Genomic DNA, 16,136 nt, shown 5'->3' on the forward strand with positions numbered 1-16,136 from the left:
GGGTAGCATGAACATACCTAAGTTTCAATAAATTATCATGCGTGACAATTTTCTTGTGCTATAATGGGGGCGAACACTGCAACGGTTCTGTCTGCCGTTTGCAAGCTGCATGGGAGGTGAGGCGCATTGGACAGGCTGCGCGCGATTTTTGAACTTCGCGATATGTTGCGTGACATGGAGCGCGACCTCGGGCTGGAGGATCTGAGCCCGGCAGAAAAGGATGTGTTCCAGGCCGCGCATCGGTTGACGGATACCCCGGGACAACTGGTGCGCTCCGAGCAGATCCGCCAGCATGACCTGGTCAAGGGCGTGGCACAGGCCACCTTTCACCGGGCGTTGAAGTCGCTGCTGGAACTCGGGTTTCTGGAACGGCCCGAAGGGGCCAAGGCAAAGCACTACATCGTGCGTCGCGATCTGTTGCACGATTGATCCGTTGCGGCTCTGCGTCGCACCAGGCTTCGAAACGCGTGTTTCGGCACGCGGGCAATTGTCTGGCAGGTGGGGCGCCGTTAGACCGGTGGCATGAGAGCGGTTGACGGGTTTCTTTCCTGCATAAAGGCGATGGCGGTGGTGACCGTGATCTACGTCGTGTGCCACGGCGTCACGGCCCGCATCGTGGCGCCGGTGCAGGGCTATTTCTTCAGCGAAATCACCGTCTTTGCCAGCGTTCTCTACCTGCCGCACGGGGTGCGCGTGCTCAGCACCTGGCTGATGGGCGGGCGTGCTGCGGTGCCGCTGGTCGTGGGGGCGTTCCTGTCGGAGTGGTGGTTCACCGAGGCCGACATCCGGGCGCTGATGCAGCACATGATCTGGTTCTCGATCCTGGTGGGGGCGCTGTCCGCCCCCGTCGCCTTTGCGATCTTGCGCCTGCTTGGCGTTCTGACCCAGCGTGACGGCGCGCGCCGGATGGACTGGCGCCGGTTGCTGCTGGCCGGGATGCTGGCCTCGATCCTGAACTCGATCGGGCAGACGGTGGTGTTCTCCGGCCTGATGTCACCGGGCCATCAGCTGGGCGTGATCGTGACCTATGCGCTGGGGGATATGCTGGGGCTGGTGGCGGCAATGCTGGTGCTGATGCTGGTGTTTCGCGCCCTGCGGCATCGCGCGCCCCGGACTTGACCGTGGGCTTGACCCCTGAATTCACCGGGGCGGCCGGACCGGGCGCGTCGTTTCCGGGCGCGGCGACAGTCTGATCCATCTGTTCCCGGATGTGCGCGTGCGGCCGGAACTGAGCCGTGCCTTGGCAAAGGGATGGCAACGCGCATATGGCCGCAAATCGCAATCAACCAGTCCAGCCAGACTGTCCAGTCAGCCGGGCTTTTAGTCAGACATGTCGGAGAGGCTTTGGTACAGCAAAGTAGGCCCGCAGCCAAGGTCCGCTGTTCTCCTGCGCTGACCAAGGGCATTTGCCGTGGCCCACGCGGATCAGGGGGGAGAGGCCGCCAACCTCCCGGAGGAGGCCGGCGGCCTGATGTTCATTCCGCGGTCAGGAGCGGCGGTTTGTTGCCACTGAGGCGCGGTTTGCCGGGACCTTCGATGCGCAGGTCCAGCTTGCCGTCCTTGATGCCGACCTGAACCACACCGCCCTTGGCGAGCTTGCCGAACAGCAACTCCTCCGCCAGCGGCTTCTTGATGTGTTCCTGGATCACGCGGCCAAGGGGGCGGGCGCCCATCTTGTCGTCATAGCCCTTGTCGGCGAGCCATTCGGCGGCCTTGCGGGTCAGCTCGATGGAGACATTGCGGTCCATCAGCTGCGCCTCGAGCTGCAGCACGAACTTCTCGACCACCTGCAGGATGACCTCTTTCGGCAGCGGGCCAAAGGAAATGGTGGCATCCAGACGGTTGCGGAACTCCGGGCTGAAGGTGCGTTCGATGGCGGCGGTGTCCTCACCCTCGCGACGGTCACGGCCAAAGCCGATGGCGGATTTCGCCAGCTCCGACGCGCCCGCGTTCGAGGTCATGATCAACACCACGTTGCGGAAGTTCACCGTGCGACCGTTGTGGTCGGTAAGCTGGCCATTGTCCATCACCTGCAACAGGATGTTGAACACATCCGGATGCGCCTTCTCGATCTCGTCGAGCAGCAGCACACAGTGCGGATGCTGGTCGACACCATCGGTCAGCAGGCCGCCCTGATCAAAACCCACATAGCCCGGAGGCGCACCGATCAGACGCGACACCGCGTGTTTCTCCATGTACTCCGACATGTCGAACCGCAGCAGTTCCACGCCCAGCGTGTCGGCGAGCTGTTTGGCCACCTCGGTCTTGCCGACGCCGGTGGGGCCCGCAAAGAGGTAGTTTCCGATCGGTTTTTCCGGCTCGCGCAGGCCCGCACGGGCCAGTTTGATCGCCGAGGACAGCGCGTCGATGGCGGCATCCTGACCAAAGACCACCCGTTTCAGGCTGGATTCCAAATCCTTCAGCACCTCGGCATCGTCCTTGGAGACGTTTTTCGGCGGGATACGGGCGATCTTGGCCACCACGGCCTCGATCTCCTTGACGCCGATGGTCTTGCGCCGCTTGCTCTCGACGACCAGATGCTGGGCCGCGCCGGCCTCGTCGATCACGTCGATGGCCTTGTCCGGCAGTTTGCGGTCGTTGATGTAGCGCGACGAAAGTTCGACCGCGGATTTGATCGCATCCGAGGTGAACTTGATCGAGTGATGCTCCTCGAAATAGGGTTTCAGCCCCTTGAGGATCTCGATGCTGTCTTCCACCGACGGTTCGTTCACGTCGATCTTCTGGAACCGGCGCGACAGGGCGCGGTCCTTTTCAAAATGCTGACGGAACTCCTTGTAGGTGGTGGAGCCCATGGTGCGCAGCTTGCCGCCCTGCAAGGCCGGTTTCAGCAGGTTGGAGGCATCCATCGCGCCGCCGGAGGTGGCCCCGGCGCCGATCACCGTGTGGATCTCGTCGATGAACAGCACCGCGTCGGGGTGTTCTTCCAGCTCGGTGACCACGGCCTTGAGGCGTTCCTCGAAATCACCGCGATAGCGGGTGCCCGCCAGCAGCGCGCCCATGTCGAGCGAATAGATGGTGGTTTCCGACAGCACCTCCGGCACCTCACCCTGCACAACCTTGCGGGCCAGACCTTCGGCGATGGCGGTCTTGCCGACCCCGGGGTCGCCGACCAGCAGCGGGTTGTTCTTGCGACGGCGGCACAGCACCTGAATGCAGCGCTCCACCTCGCTGTCGCGCCCGATCAGCGGGTCGATGTCGCCCTCGCGGGATTTGGCGTTCAGATCGACGCAGTATTTCGCCAGCGCCGATTCCTTCTGCTCGCCCTCTGGCGCGCCGGCGCCCGCGCCGCCGCCGATGTCCTCTTCGGCCTCGGTGGCGCCGGTGACGGGGCGGTTTTCGCCATAGGCGGGATCCTTGGCAACGCCATGGGCGATGAAGTTGACCGCGTCATAGCGGGTCATGTCCTGGTCCTGCAGGAAGAAGGCGGCGTCGCTTTCGCGTTCGGCAAAGATCGCGACCAGCACGTTGGCGCCGGTCACTTCGGTGCGGCCCGAGGACTGCACGTGGATGGCGGCGCGCTGGATCACGCGCTGGAAGGCGGCGGTCGGCACCGCCTCGGAGCCGTCGATGTCGGTGACGAGATTCGCCAGATCCTCATCGACGAATTCCAGCAGGGTCGATCGCAGCTCGTCCAGGTTCACGCTGCAGGCCCGCATCACGCGGGCGGCGTCCGGCTCCTCGATCAGGGCCAGCAGCAGATGCTCAAGAGTTGCAAATTCATGTCGCCGTTCATTCGCCAGCGCCAGCGCCGCGTGAATGGCTTGTTCCAAAGTGCTCGAGAATGAAGGCACAGGCGTGCTCCTCTGTCTTGGGTCATGGGGATCGGTCGCCACCGGGCGGGCCGGTCCTGTCCCATGACCATGTCCTCATACTGTTAGAGTTTGGTTGATAGAGCGTAAGCTTCAAGGGCTTTTTGTGCGATTGTGGTCACAAAACATGTTATTGTGCTCACATATCTTACGCAAAATTGCGGATGCGGGCCCGTTTCGGGCTCAGAACCTGTCCTTTGCCGACCGGATATGGGCAAAGACCTCGGCGTCTTCAACCCCCTCCAGGCCAAGGGTTTTCTTCAGATCCGCAGCGCCGGCGCGCAGAAACGGGTTGGTGGCTTTCTCCAGCCCCAGCCGGGCCGGCACGGTGGGGTCATTTTTTGCGCGCGTTTGCGTGATCTCTTCGGCCCGCTGTCGAAGGGCGACATTGTTCGGGTCGATGCTGAGCGCGAAGGCGGCATTGGACTGTGTATATTCATGGCCGGAGTACACCAGCGTGTCATCGGGCAGGGCGGCCAGCGTGCTCAGGCTCTGCCACATCATCGCGGGCGTGCCTTCGAACAGGCGCCCGCATCCCAGTGCCATCAGGCTGTCGGCGGTGAACAGCGCGCCGCCCTCCGGGTAGTAAAAGGCGATATGGCCCAGCGTATGGCCGGGCACCGCGATCACCTGACAGCGCCCCGCGCCGCTGCCGCCCTCAAAACCGGGATCGAGTTCGATATCCAGCGCCTCGCCCTGTGCGGCGATCTTGTCGGCCTCTGCCTTTGGGCCCATGACCGGGCAGCCGTATTTCTCGCGGATCTGCCGGATGCCGCCCACGTGGTCGGGGTGGTGATGGGTGATCATGAGGACCCCCGGGGTCCAGTCCCGCGCCTCCAGCGCCGCGAGGATCGGTCCGGCCTCCGGCGCGTCGATCACCGCCACCCCGTCGGGGCCCTTGACCAGATAGGCATAATTGTCGGCCAGACAGGGAACCGTGACGATTTCGAGGCCATTTTCGCGGGTGGTGCGGGTGGAGGTCTGATCGGGCATGGTCATTCGCTTTCACATTGCTAGACTGCGCCCAGAGTGACCGAAGCAGTGGGCGTCTGCAATGCATCTGGATGTGCAGGATCTGAGGAATTTCTACTACCGCAGCACGCTGGGCCGTGCCGCCCAGACGGCGGTGCGGGGCCAATTGCTGCGGATGTGGCCCGATGCCACCGGCGAGACGGTGGCGGGGTTTGGCTTTGCCGCGCCGCTGTTGCGGCCCTATCTGCCGGAAGCGCGGCGGATCATGGCGCTGATGCCGGGGCCGCAGGGGGTGATGCAATGGCCCGCCGGCCTGCCCAATGTCTCGGTCCTGTGCGAGGAGACATCCTGGCCGGTGGAAACCGGTCGGGTGGACCGGCTGGTGGTGTTGCACGGGCTGGAAACCTCCGAACGCCCCTCCGATCTGCTGGACGAATGCTGGCGGGTGCTGGGGCCGGGGGGCAGGGCGATCTTCATCGTGCCCAACCGCGGCGGCTTCTGGGCGCGCTCCGATGCGACGCCGTTTGGCTATGGCCGGCCCTATACGCTGACCCAGGTGGAAAACCAGCTGCGGGGGCATCAATTCGCCATCGAGCAGCATGCCGCCGCGCTCTACCGCCCACCAAGCCAGCGCCGCTTCTGGCTCAAGTCCGGCGCCATGATCGAGCGCATGGGCCACCGTCTGCCGGCGATGATGGCGGCGGGGGTGTTCCTGGTCGAGGTCTCCAAACAGACCCACCCGCAGAAGGGCCACATGATCAAGACCCGCCGCGCCAATCCGATCCGGGTGCTGGAAGGGCTGTCCAATCCGACCGCCGAACCGGCCTGAAGACCGGACACGACAGGACCGGGCCTAGATTCGACATTGTGTACCTTCGCATGCGGTTGTGTGCTGCATCGGGGCAAATTCCCCCTGCGGAATCGCATTCCTGTTGTTCCATGCCGCAATTTTTTTACACCTGACCCTGCCACAAAGCGTCACGGTTTTGTTAAGTCATTGAAAAATCGCGAAATCGGTTTTTCGGCCTGCGGACAGAGGGAGTTGCTAGGTCGCAAAGGCTCTGCTACATCCACGCTGATTTCGATGCCCGGCCAAAATCGGGCGACCTCACGCCCCCGGATGCTACCTGCCAGGACGCATAGAAACCGGGGCCAAAATAATATCGGAAGGGTGGACGTGTCCGAACCAGCTTCGATTTCCGCAGGCATTGCCGACCGCTATGCCACAGCGATCTTTGACATCGCTGCCGAGAGCAATGCTCTCGATACTCTCGAGACAAGCATCAATGATCTGGCAGCCGCTTTGGCTGACAGCGAAGACCTGCGCACTCTCATCACCTCGCCTCTGGTGTCGCGTGACGAGCAGGCCGCCGCCATCTCTGCCGTGGCAGACAAGATGGGGCTTGCCGAGGTGCTGCGCAACACCCTCGCGCTGATGGCGGCCAAACGCCGCCTGTTTGTGGTTCCCGCCCTGATCGACGCCCTGCGCGCCCGTCTGGCCGAGGCCCGCGGCGAAGTCACCGCCGACGTGGTGTCCGCCAAGGCGCTGACCAAGACCCAGAGCGAAAAACTGGCCAAGACCCTCGCCGAGCGCGTGGGCAAGAAGGTCACCATCAATGCCACCGTCGATGCCAGCATCATCGGCGGTCTCGTCGTTAAAGTGGGCTCGAAGATGATCGACAGCTCGATCCGCTCCAAGCTCAACTCCCTACAGAATGCAATGAAAGAGGTCGGATAAATGGGTATCCAAGCTGCGGAAATTTCCGCGATCCTTAAAGACCAGATCAAGAATTTTGGTCAAGAAGCCGAAGTGGCCGAGATCGGCCGCGTTCTCTCCGTCGGTGACGGTATCGCCCGTGTCTACGGCCTCGACAACGTCCAGGCGGGCGAAATGGTCGAGTTCCCCGGCGGCATCATGGGCATGGCGCTGAACCTCGAATCCGACAACGTCGGTGTGGTGATCTTCGGCTCCGACCGCGACATTAAAGAAGGCGACACCGTCAAGCGCACCAACTCCATCGTGGACGTGCCTGCTGGTCCCGAGCTGCTGGGTCGCGTTGTCGACGGCCTCGGCAACCCGCTGGACGGCAAAGGTCCGATCGAAGCCAAAGAGCGCAAGGTTGCAGACGTCAAGGCGCCGGGCATCATCCCGCGTAAATCCGTGCACGAGCCGATGGCAACCGGCCTCAAGTCCGTGGACGCGATGATCCCCGTTGGCCGTGGCCAGCGTGAGCTGATCATTGGTGACCGTCAGACCGGGAAGACCGCGATCGCTCTGGACACCATCCTGAACCAGAAATCCTACAACGAAGCGGCAGGCGACGACGAGAGCAAGAAGCTCTACTGCGTCTATGTTGCGGTTGGTCAGAAGCGCTCCACCGTGGCGCAGCTGGTGAAAAAGCTCGAAGAGTCCGGCGCGATGGCATACTCCATCGTTGTGGCCGCGACCGCGTCCGACCCGGCGCCGATGCAGTTCCTCGCGCCCTACGCAGCAACCGCGATGGCCGAATACTTCCGCGACAGCGGCAAGCACGCGCTCATCATCTATGATGACCTCTCCAAGCAAGCCGTTGCTTACCGTCAGATGTCCCTGCTGCTGCGCCGCCCGCCGGGCCGCGAAGCCTATCCGGGTGACGTTTTCTACCTCCACTCCCGTCTGCTGGAGCGTTCGGCAAAGCTGAACGAGGACTTCGGTGCAGGCTCGCTGACCGCGCTGCCGATCATCGAAACCCAGGGCGGCGACGTGTCCGCGTTTATTCCGACCAACGTGATCTCGATCACCGACGGTCAGATCTTCCTCGAGACCGAACTGTTCTACCAGGGCATCCGCCCCGCCGTGAACACCGGTCTGTCGGTGTCTCGTGTGGGCTCCTCGGCACAGACCGATGCGATGTCCTCCGTTGCGGGCCCTGTGAAACTGTCCCTCGCCCAGTATCGCGAGATGGCAGCCTTTGCGCAGTTCGGTTCCGACCTCGACGCCGCAACCCAGCAGCTGCTGGCCCGTGGCGCGCGTCTCACTGAGCTGATGAAACAGCCGCAGTACTCGCCGCTCACCAACTCTGAAATCGTCTGCATCATCTTCGCGGGCACCAACGGCTACCTCGACAACGTCGACGTCAAGGACGTGGGTCGTTTCGAAGCCGAGCTTCTGACCTTCCTGCGCTCCAAGAAGGCCGACTTCCTGCAGTGGATCACCGACGAGGATCCCAAGTTCAAGAAGGGTGAACCGGTCGAGAAGATGAAGGCTGTTCTGGACGAATTCGCCGCAGACTTCGCGTAAGGAGAGAGACAGCACATGCCTTCTCTCAAGGACCTAAAAAACCGGATCTCGAGTGTGAAAAACACTCGCAAGATCACCAAAGCCATGCAGATGGTCGCGGCGGCGAAACTTCGCCGCGCCCAGGAAGCGGCTGAGGATGCACGCCCCTATGCCGAGCGGTTCAATGCCGTGATGGCGGGGCTGGCAGCTTCTGTCGGTCAAAGCGATACCGCGCCCAAGCTCCTCGCGGGGACGGGCTCCGATCAGGTTCAGCTCCTGGTGGTCATGACCGCCGAGCGCGGCCTGTGCGGTGGCTTCAACGCCAATATCGCCAAGCTGGCGCGTCAGAAGGTTCTCGACCTTCAGGCCGCGGGCAAGACCGTCAAGATCCTCACCGTGGGCAAGAAGGGCCGTGATGTCCTGAAACGTGAATTCGGCGATCTCTTCGTCGGCCACGTGGACCTGACCGAAGTCAAGCGCGTGGGCTATGTCGACGCGCAGGGCATCGCCAAGGACATCCTTGCACGCTTTGACGCGGGCGAGTTCGACGTTGCCACGATCTTCTACTCGAAGTTCCAGAACGTCGTGACCCAGATCCCGACTGCTCAGCAGATCATCCCTGCGGAATTCGATGCCGAGGGCGCCGAGGCGACCTCCGGTGTGGTGGATTACGAGCCCAGCGAAGAGGCGATCCTTGCGGATCTTCTGCCGCGCGGCGTCGCCACCCAGATCTTTGCGGGTCTGCTGGAGAACGGGGCGTCCGAACAGGGGGCCCGGATGAGCGCGATGGACAACGCCACGCGGAACGCGGGCGAAATGATCGACAAGCTGACCATCGAGTACAACCGCTCGCGTCAGGCCGTCATCACCAACGAGCTGATTGAAATCATTTCGGGCGCCGAGGCGCTCTAAGAGACAACCGGAGACGAAACATGGCAAATGCAAAAGGCAAGGTGACCCAGATCATCGGCGCCGTTGTGGACGTCCAGTTCGACGGCGAGCTGCCGGCGATCCTGAACTCCCTCACCACCGACAACAATGGCAAGACGCTGGTTCTCGAGGTTGCTCAGCACCTCGGCGAGAACTCTGTCCGTACCATCGCGATGGACGCGACCGAAGGTCTCGTTCGTGGTCAGGAAGTCACCGACACCGGTGCGCCGATCACCATCCCGGTCGGTAACGCAACCCTGGGCCGCATCCTGAACGTTGTGGGTGAGCCCGTGGACGAAGGTGAGCCGATCAACGCGAAAGAGACCCGCGCGATCCACCAGCCTGCGCCCGAGTTCAACGAACAATCCACCGAATCCGAAGTGCTGGAAACCGGCATCAAGGTGATCGACCTGCTCGCGCCTTATGCGAAGGGTGGTAAGATCGGCCTGTTCGGCGGTGCCGGCGTTGGCAAAACCGTTCTCATCATGGAACTGATCAACAACATCGCAAAAGTGCACTCGGGCTACTCCGTGTTCGCGGGTGTTGGTGAGCGGACCCGTGAGGGCAACGACCTTTACCACGAGATGATCGAATCCAACGTGATTAAGCCCGACAACCTCGAAGAGTCGCAGGTTGCTCTGGTTTACGGCCAGATGAACGAGCCTCCGGGTGCGCGTGCCCGCGTTGCTCTGACCGGTCTGACCCTCGCCGAGCAGTTCCGTGACCAGTCCGGTACCGACGTTCTGTTCTTCGTGGACAACATCTTCCGCTTTACCCAAGCGGGTTCCGAGGTGTCCGCACTTCTGGGCCGTATCCCCTCCGCTGTGGGCTACCAGCCGACGCTGGCGACCGACATGGGTGCGATGCAGGAGCGTATTACCTCCACCAAGAACGGCTCGATCACCTCGATCCAGGCTGTGTATGTTCCCGCGGACGACCTTACCGACCCGGCACCTGCAACAACCTTTGCCCACTTGGACGCGACCACCGTTCTCAACCGTGCGATCTCCGAGCTTGGCATCTACCCCGCTGTGGACCCGCTCGACTCCTCGTCGCGCCTGATGGACCCGCAGATCGTTGGCGAAGAGCACTACAAAGTGGCCTCCGACGTTCAGCAGATCCTCCAGCGCTACAAGTCGCTGCAGGACATCATCGCGATCCTCGGCATGGACGAACTCTCCGAAGAGGACAAGCTGACCGTTGCGCGTGCGCGTAAGATCCAGCGTTTCCTGTCGCAGCCGTTCGACGTTGCAAAGGTCTTCACCGGGTCCGACGGTGTGCAGGTTTCCCTCGAGGACACCATCGCGTCGTTCAAAGCCGTTGTGGCCGGCGAATACGATCACCTGCCCGAAGGCGCCTTCTACATGGTTGGCGGCATCGACGAAGTGATCGCAAAAGCCGAAAAAATGGCTGCTGACGCGGCCTAAGGAGGGGCCTCATGGCTGATACGATGCAATTCGACCTCGTGAGCCCGGAGCGGAGCCTTGCTTCGCTTCAGGCCCGCGCGGTCCAGATCCCCGGCTCCGAGGGTGACATGACGGCGATGCCCTTGCACGCGCCGACGCTCACCACTCTGCGCCCGGGCATCCTGAAGGTCGACGCACCGGACGGCGCGTCGGAGTATCTCGTCACCGGCGGTTTTGCCCAGATCACCGAAGAGGGCCTGTCGGTCCTCGCGGAACGGGCAATTCCGATGGACGAGATGACCCGCGCCCATATGGACGAGCTCATCGAGGAAGCCCGCGCCATGTACAAGACCGCCAAGGAAGACGATTCCGAACACGGTCTGGTGGAAGACGCGGCCAAGCTGCTTGCAGACATGGAAGCGCTCGGGACCCACATGAGCCTCTGACACCACTGTCAGACCTCAACAGACATGAAACCGGCCTGCATGCTGCGGGCCGGTTTCTTTTTGGTAAGGCCTGGGTGATACTCTTCACCTGTTGAGGATCTGAAACCAGAGGTCGCCTTGCGCACCACCCGACTGCGAAATCCCCGTACCAGCATCGTTCAGGGCGATGTCGAGGTGTTTTCCGAGTTCGACTCGGGCGGCACCATGTGGACAGGCGAGGGGGAGCGGGAACGCCGCCTTCACCTGCGCTTTGACGAGGCCTTTGCGGCCCCGCCGGCCATCCACCTGACCGCCTCGCTGATGGACATGGACCACGCCGCCGCCTATCGTGCCGAACTGGTGGCCGAAGAGATCTCCGCCGAAGGGTTCGACGTGGTCTTTCGCACCTGGTCCGACAGCCGCGTCGCCCGCGTCCGCGCCGCCTGGATGGCCATCGGCGATATGCCGTTTGAGGATGACTGGGACGTGGAGTAGGGGGCCGCTGTGGCGACACGACAACCGCTGACATTCTGGCAGTGGCATTTTTCTAAGACCAAACGGTTCACGGTTATTCTCTTTGGGGCTTATGCCGCTGGGCCTTTTTGCTTGTGGCTGCTGCTGAGTGGCGTTGCCGCGGCCTATGGGAGCGCCTATGTGGCGCGCCTACTGGTGTCGCTTTTTTATTGGGTTGTCGCCTTGGGGGGGCTTTACTGGCTATTTCGCAAGGAAAGGCTGATGACGCCTGCCAAACTGTCCCAAGGCGATAAGATCCGGTTCAAGTCTATCCCGGACGATGTGGACGCAGACCAGATCCTGCACCCGATCGAGCCTGACACAAACGGCACGCCTCTGACGCAACAGAAGATTTTCTCCTATCTGGTGACATGCGGCGATGATTTTGCGGTCTATGACAGTGCCGAGGCGGGCGGCAAGGAATTGCACCTTCAGTTGCAGGTTGAGGATCGGATGCAGACCTATGTTCTCCCGGTCCCGGCGGACGACAGTTGGTATCTCACGCGCTATGCCTGAACTGAGCACGGTAGCCGGGGCAATCATTGCGTCCGGTGGCCTGTTCCTCGTTCGCGGCAAAAAAACTCACATCGCCCCTTGAGCCTCCAGTGACTGGAACCCCTACATGGAACACAACAGGCAATAACGGAGTCGTTCCATGACCCAACCGATCACCGCCCGCCTCTCGATCGAGGGGATGACCTGCGCTGGATGCGTGGGGCGTGTCGACCGCACCCTGGCTGCACTGCCGGGGCTCAGCGATGTCTCGGTGAACCTCGCCAATGAGACCGCGCAGATCACCGCCAACACCGCCGAGGCGCTGGAGCAGGCCGACAGCGCCCTGCGCGATCTGGGCAAACCGGCGCGGCACCAGACTGTGCAACTGTCCATCGCAGGCATGACCTGCGGGGGCTGTGTGGGCCGGGTGGAGCGTGCCATCAAGGCGCTGCCCGGTGTGGTCTCGGCCAATGTGAACCTCGCCGCCGAGAGCGCGCAGGTGGAGATCCTGCAAGGGGTGGTGACGCCGTCGCAGGTGGCGGCAGCCAGCACCGAAGCGGGCTATCGGGCCCGCCCGGCAGAGGCACGCGACAGTGAGGACCGCGGCGCCCGCAAGCACCGTGAGGCGCGCGATCTGCGTCGTCAGGTCTGGATCGCCGCCATGCTGACCCTGCCGGTGTTTCTGTTGGAAATGGGTAGCCACATGGTCCCGGCGGTACATCACTGGATCGCGCAGACCATCGGCATGAAGACCTCATGGGGGGTCCAGGCCGTGCTGACCACGGCGGTGCTGTTCCTTCCCGGGCGGGCCTTTTTCGCGCTGGGTCTGCCCGCCTTGCGCAAGGGCGCGCCGGATATGAACAGCCTCGTGGCGCTGGGGGCAGGGGCCGCGTGGATCTACTCTCTGGTGGCGACTTTTGTCCCGGCGCTGCTGCCCGCCGATGTGCGCGCCGTCTATTTCGAGGCGGCGGCGATGATTGTGACCCTGATCCTGATCGGCCGTTGGCTGGAGGCTCGCGCCAAGGGCCGCACGGGGGCCGCCATTCAGGCGCTGGTGGGCTTGCAGGTCCGCCATGCGCGGCGACTGACCAAGGATGGCCAGCCCGAGGATGTGGACGTGGATGATCTTGTGCCCGGTGATCGCATCCTTGTGCGTCCCGGCGAACGCATCCCCACCGATGGCGAGGTGCTGGAGGGCAGCGCCCATGTGGATGAGAGCATGATTTCGGGCGAGCCGATCCCGGTGGAAAAATCCGCAGGCGCTGCGGTCACCGGCGGGACTGTAAACGGCGAGGGCAGTCTTACCGTCAGCGTGACCCGCACCGGGGCCGAGACCACGCTGGCGCAGATCATCCGCATGGTGGAGGACGCCCAGGGCGCCAAACTGCCGATCCAGAGCCTCGTGGATAAGGTCACCCTGCGCTTTGTGCCGGTGGTGATGGGGCTGGCGCTGCTGACGGTGGCGGTGTGGCTGATGGTGGGGCCGGAGCCCACATTGACCAACGCCCTGGTGGCCGGGGTGTCGGTACTGATCATCGCCTGTCCCTGCGCCATGGGGCTGGCAACGCCGACCTCGATCATGGTGGGCACGGGCCGCGCGGCAGAGCTTGGCGTGCTGTTTCGCAAGGGCGACGCGCTGCAATCCCTCAACGAGGTCGATATCATCGCCTTTGACAAGACCGGCACCCTGACCGAGGGTCGCCCGTCGCTGGTGGCGCTGCACCCGACCGCAGGGTTTGACCGCGCCGAGGTATTGGGTGCGGTGGCCGCAGTGGAGGCACGCTCCGAGCATCCCATCGCCCGCGCGCTGGTGACAGCCGCGCAGGACGAGGGTCTGACCCTCGCGGAGGTCAGTGATTTCCAGAGCCACACCGCCCGCGGTGTCACCGCGAAGGTGGCCGGGCGCGAGATCCATATCGGCAGCGCGCGATTGATGTCCGAGGCGGGCATCAGCGTCGATGCGCTGGCGGCAGAGGCGCTTGAGCGCGCCAACCGGGGGGAAAGTGTGCTCTACACCGCCATCGACGGCCAGCTTGCGGCGCTGCTGGCGGTGGCAGACCCGATCAAACCGACCAGTGCCGCAGCCATCAAAGCGCTGCGGGCGATGGGCAAGGATGTGGCGATGATCTCGGGCGATGCTCCGGCCACGGCAGAGGCGATTGCCCGCGATCTGGGCATCTCCCATGTGGTCGCAGGGGTCGCGCCCGAGGGCAAAGTGGTCGCGCTCAAGGATCTTGCCTCGCGTGGGCGTAAGCTGGGCTTTGTCGGCGATGGCATCAACGACGCACCGGCCCTGGCGCAGGCGGATGTGGGGATCGCCATTGGCACCGGTACCGATGTGGCGATCGAGGCCGGCGATGTGGTGCTGATGTCGGGTGATCTCGGCGGCGTGGTGACGGCGATCAATATCTCGCACAGGACGCTGGTGAACATCCGCCAGAACCTCGGCTGGGCCTTTGTCTACAACGCCGCGCTGATCCCGCTGGCGGCGGGCGCGCTCTATCCGGCGTTCGGCATATTGCTCTCGCCCGTGTTCGCCGCCGGGGCGATGGCGCTGTCGTCGGTGTCGGTGCTGACCAATGCGCTGCGGCTGCGGCGGGCGGGATAGGTCAGGGACTGGGGCCCGCCCCTAGAACACCGCACAGCCGGAGCCGATCACCTCGCCGGGGTGAACCTCGTAATGCGGCGCCGGGTTCAGGTACACCATCTGCACCGCGGTGATCCTGTACTGACACTGCTCGGCCTGGGCGGGGGTGACGGTCTGCCCCCCGACATAGAGGTCGAGCCAAATATGGCCGCGGGCGCCGGTGTGACAGGGGCCGTCCTGAGGCCGGGGGCCATCGCCGCAGGTGTCTTCGACCACCGCGTATTTCCTGAGCCGGGGCAGGTAGAGCATCGTGCCGGGCGGAAAATCGAGGGTCTCGTGCGGCCCATGGAGCGCATGCCCCACCGCCAGGGTGATCGGATCGTCATGGGTGCCAGTGCCGCCCGCGCGCCGGTGCTTGACCGGGTGCGAGATGACGGCCGTGCCCGGTGGCGTGTTGTCCCAGAACCCGTATCCGGTGATATAGGCGGCAAAGTGCTGCTCTTCGGCCGCCGCGCTCGACACTCCGGCGAGGCTGGCCACGAGAGACAGGACAAATCGGGCAGGCAGGGCGCCAGAGGCGCCACAAGAGAGGCCGGCGAGGCAAAGAAACCGGTGTCCGAGCATCATCAGGGATCTCCTCGATCTGAAACTGTGCGGTCGCGCGTTACACCGCCGCCTCATGCATCTAGAGAACAGCATGTGAGGGCGGGTCTGACAACTGCTGGCAGAGCCGGAGGCATGGGCCGACGCCGAAGACGGGTATTTTATCGACAATTATACGCAAATCCGCTGAACGGCAGCAGCGCCAGCGCCGCAATCAGGAAACGCGACCAGGCCACCACCACCGGTTCGACCTCCTTGCGGTCAGCGGCTTGCCGGCGGCGTCGCCCAGCACCACGCAGGTCAGGGTGGCGAAGACCAGGGCGGCAAGGCGCAGGAGGACGACTGGTCTCATGGGGCAGCTTTCGTGAGGGGGGGGAAGACCCTGTCAGGCGTTGTGGGCGCACCTAACCGCGTTCTGCGCGATGTTGTGGCGTGTGCGTGCCGTGTTTGGAGGGGGGGCATCATGCGGCCCAATTGGGTTTTTCCGGGAGAATACCAAACCGGTCCGGCATATGCGGCAGAAGGATCACCTCAATGCGGAAATAGGCGTTGCCAACAGGCTCGCACTCAGCTCACCGTCAGCTGTGCGGACAAACTTGCCGTTCATCGATGGCCCCTCAATGTCCGAAAATCACGAGTAAAGCGGTTCGAATGAACCTATTCGTTCGAAGGCGAGCAGGACGTCGAAGCCTCCCAGCTGTTGCCCTTTCGTTTTTTTGTTTCTCTCCAAAGCACAGTCCCAGGCCGAAGCCCGTTGCGCGCACAAATCGCATCTGTTGCCAATACAGCTATCAGAAAATTAGCGTGCTCAGAGAGTGTCGGCGCGTCGATTGCAATGCTCAAGTCTCCCGTAATGTCAGACCCAAGCACACTCCCGCCAAAGTCCTCACCAAGCAACTTTCCCGAAAAGTCAAAATCTTGCGCGCCAGAGGAAAGAATGGGGAATACGATCTCGAAACCAGACATCACTTGTTCTACGTTTACACTACCATCAGGCAACTTTGGCACCCGAACCGTTTCTGCTTGTGCTGGTTGCGCCGAAACTAAGCAGACGAAAAGAATTGACTTGAGGCGCATGTGAAGGAGCTCTGATTAACCACCGTAGTCGCGCATATT

At 62.9% G+C, this 16,136-nt stretch carries 15 protein-coding genes; 11 read left to right on the forward strand and 4 right to left on the reverse strand.

All coding sequences use genetic code 11. From position 1 onward, the window contains the following. The first annotated feature begins 126 nt into the window (after window positions 1-126). A complete protein-coding gene (locus tag MHM97_RS05515; protein ID WP_239320435.1) occupies window positions 127-429 on the forward strand; it encodes a hypothetical protein in 303 nt (100 codons plus the stop codon). A gap of 132 nt (window positions 430-561) precedes the next feature. Next, the gene (locus MHM97_RS05520) at window positions 562-1,119 is read left to right on the forward strand and encodes a hypothetical protein (RefSeq protein ID WP_239321402.1); all 558 of its coding nucleotides are present in this window, start codon (window positions 562-564) and stop codon (window positions 1,117-1,119) included. A 356-nt stretch (window positions 1,120-1,475) separates the two neighbouring features. On the opposite strand, the gene clpA is transcribed toward MHM97_RS05520, so the two are convergent. Together clpA and gloB are read right to left on the reverse strand one after the other, a co-directional pair. Further along, complete coding sequence (clpA, locus tag MHM97_RS05525; protein ID WP_239320437.1) at window positions 1,476-3,812, reverse strand: ATP-dependent Clp protease ATP-binding subunit ClpA; 2,337 nt, start codon at window positions 3,810-3,812, stop codon at window positions 1,476-1,478. A 201-nt stretch (window positions 3,813-4,013) separates the two neighbouring features. Then, window positions 4,014-4,829, reverse strand: a complete 816-nt coding sequence (gene gloB / locus MHM97_RS05530) for a hydroxyacylglutathione hydrolase (RefSeq protein ID WP_239320439.1) — start codon at window positions 4,827-4,829, stop codon at window positions 4,014-4,016. A gap of 55 nt (window positions 4,830-4,884) precedes the next feature. Between gloB and MHM97_RS05535 the strand changes: the two genes are divergently transcribed. The 9 genes from MHM97_RS05535 (at window position 4,885) to MHM97_RS05575 (ending at window position 14,438) form a co-directional block, all read left to right on the forward strand. Then, a complete protein-coding gene (locus MHM97_RS05535) occupies window positions 4,885-5,631 on the forward strand; it encodes a class I SAM-dependent methyltransferase (protein ID WP_239320441.1) in 747 nt (248 codons plus the stop codon). A 348-nt stretch (window positions 5,632-5,979) separates the two neighbouring features. Continuing rightward, a complete protein-coding gene (locus MHM97_RS05540; RefSeq protein WP_126136533.1) occupies window positions 5,980-6,540 on the forward strand; it encodes a F0F1 ATP synthase subunit delta in 561 nt (186 codons plus the stop codon). After that, window positions 6,541-8,082, forward strand: a complete 1,542-nt coding sequence (atpA, locus tag MHM97_RS05545) for a F0F1 ATP synthase subunit alpha (RefSeq protein ID WP_239320442.1) — start codon at window positions 6,541-6,543, stop codon at window positions 8,080-8,082. 15 nt (window positions 8,083-8,097) lie between these two features. Then, window positions 8,098-8,973 (forward strand): F0F1 ATP synthase subunit gamma, encoded by an 876-nt coding sequence (locus tag MHM97_RS05550; RefSeq protein ID WP_011539411.1) that lies wholly within the window; start codon window positions 8,098-8,100, stop codon window positions 8,971-8,973. Between the two features lie 20 nt (window positions 8,974-8,993). Beyond that, entirely contained in the window at window positions 8,994-10,418 is a 1,425-nt protein-coding gene (atpD, locus tag MHM97_RS05555) for a F0F1 ATP synthase subunit beta (RefSeq protein ID WP_239320443.1), read from the forward strand. An 11-nt stretch (window positions 10,419-10,429) separates the two neighbouring features. Further along, window positions 10,430-10,843: a F0F1 ATP synthase subunit epsilon gene (locus tag MHM97_RS05560; protein ID WP_239320445.1), complete on the forward strand. Its 414-nt coding sequence runs from the start codon at window positions 10,430-10,432 to the stop codon at window positions 10,841-10,843. Between the two features lie 117 nt (window positions 10,844-10,960). Further along, the gene (locus MHM97_RS05565) at window positions 10,961-11,317 is read left to right on the forward strand and encodes an H-type lectin domain-containing protein (RefSeq protein WP_239320447.1); all 357 of its coding nucleotides are present in this window, start codon (window positions 10,961-10,963) and stop codon (window positions 11,315-11,317) included. Window positions 11,318-11,557: 240 nt separating this feature from the next. After that, window positions 11,558-11,851: a hypothetical protein gene (locus MHM97_RS05570; protein WP_239320449.1), complete on the forward strand. Its 294-nt coding sequence runs from the start codon at window positions 11,558-11,560 to the stop codon at window positions 11,849-11,851. A 139-nt stretch (window positions 11,852-11,990) separates the two neighbouring features. Beyond that, window positions 11,991-14,438, forward strand: coding sequence for a heavy metal translocating P-type ATPase (locus MHM97_RS05575; protein WP_239320451.1), 2,448 nt, complete (start codon window positions 11,991-11,993; stop codon window positions 14,436-14,438). A gap of 21 nt (window positions 14,439-14,459) precedes the next feature. Here MHM97_RS05575 and MHM97_RS05580 read toward each other — a convergent pair whose 3' ends face one another. Continuing rightward, window positions 14,460-15,044: a hypothetical protein gene (locus MHM97_RS05580; RefSeq protein WP_239320453.1), complete on the reverse strand. Its 585-nt coding sequence runs from the start codon at window positions 15,042-15,044 to the stop codon at window positions 14,460-14,462. A 633-nt stretch (window positions 15,045-15,677) separates the two neighbouring features. After that, window positions 15,678-16,097 carry a hypothetical protein gene (locus MHM97_RS05585; RefSeq protein ID WP_239320456.1) on the reverse strand — a complete coding sequence of 140 codons (420 nt, stop codon included), beginning with the start codon at window positions 16,095-16,097 and terminating at the stop codon, window positions 15,678-15,680. Window positions 16,098-16,136: the final 39 nt, after the last annotated feature.

It is taken from the genome of Epibacterium sp. Ofav1-8 (assembly GCF_022348185.1).
Taxonomy (GTDB): domain Bacteria; phylum Pseudomonadota; class Alphaproteobacteria; order Rhodobacterales; family Rhodobacteraceae; genus Epibacterium.

Excerpts from the sequence above, each read along its gene's own strand:
- MHM97_RS05520 (WP_239321402.1), top strand. The coding sequence starts at position 562 with ATGGCGGTGGTGACCGTGATCTACGTCGTGTGCCACGGCGTCACGGCC.
- gloB (WP_239320439.1), bottom strand. The coding sequence starts at position 4,829 with ATGACCATGCCCGATCAGACCTCCACCCGCACCACCCGCGAAAATGGC.
- MHM97_RS05535 (WP_239320441.1), top strand. The coding sequence starts at position 4,885 with ATGCATCTGGATGTGCAGGATCTGAGGAATTTCTACTACCGCAGCACG.
- atpA (WP_239320442.1), top strand. The coding sequence starts at position 6,541 with ATGGGTATCCAAGCTGCGGAAATTTCCGCGATCCTTAAAGACCAGATC.
- MHM97_RS05550 (WP_011539411.1), top strand. The coding sequence starts at position 8,098 with ATGCCTTCTCTCAAGGACCTAAAAAACCGGATCTCGAGTGTGAAAAAC.
- atpD (WP_239320443.1), top strand. The coding sequence starts at position 8,994 with ATGGCAAATGCAAAAGGCAAGGTGACCCAGATCATCGGCGCCGTTGTG.
- MHM97_RS05560 (WP_239320445.1), top strand. The coding sequence starts at position 10,430 with ATGGCTGATACGATGCAATTCGACCTCGTGAGCCCGGAGCGGAGCCTT.
- MHM97_RS05570 (WP_239320449.1), top strand. The coding sequence starts at position 11,558 with ATGACGCCTGCCAAACTGTCCCAAGGCGATAAGATCCGGTTCAAGTCT.
- MHM97_RS05575 (WP_239320451.1), top strand. The coding sequence starts at position 11,991 with ATGACCCAACCGATCACCGCCCGCCTCTCGATCGAGGGGATGACCTGC.
- MHM97_RS05580 (WP_239320453.1), bottom strand. The coding sequence starts at position 15,044 with ATGATGCTCGGACACCGGTTTCTTTGCCTCGCCGGCCTCTCTTGTGGC.
- MHM97_RS05585 (WP_239320456.1), bottom strand. The coding sequence starts at position 16,097 with ATGCGCCTCAAGTCAATTCTTTTCGTCTGCTTAGTTTCGGCGCAACCA.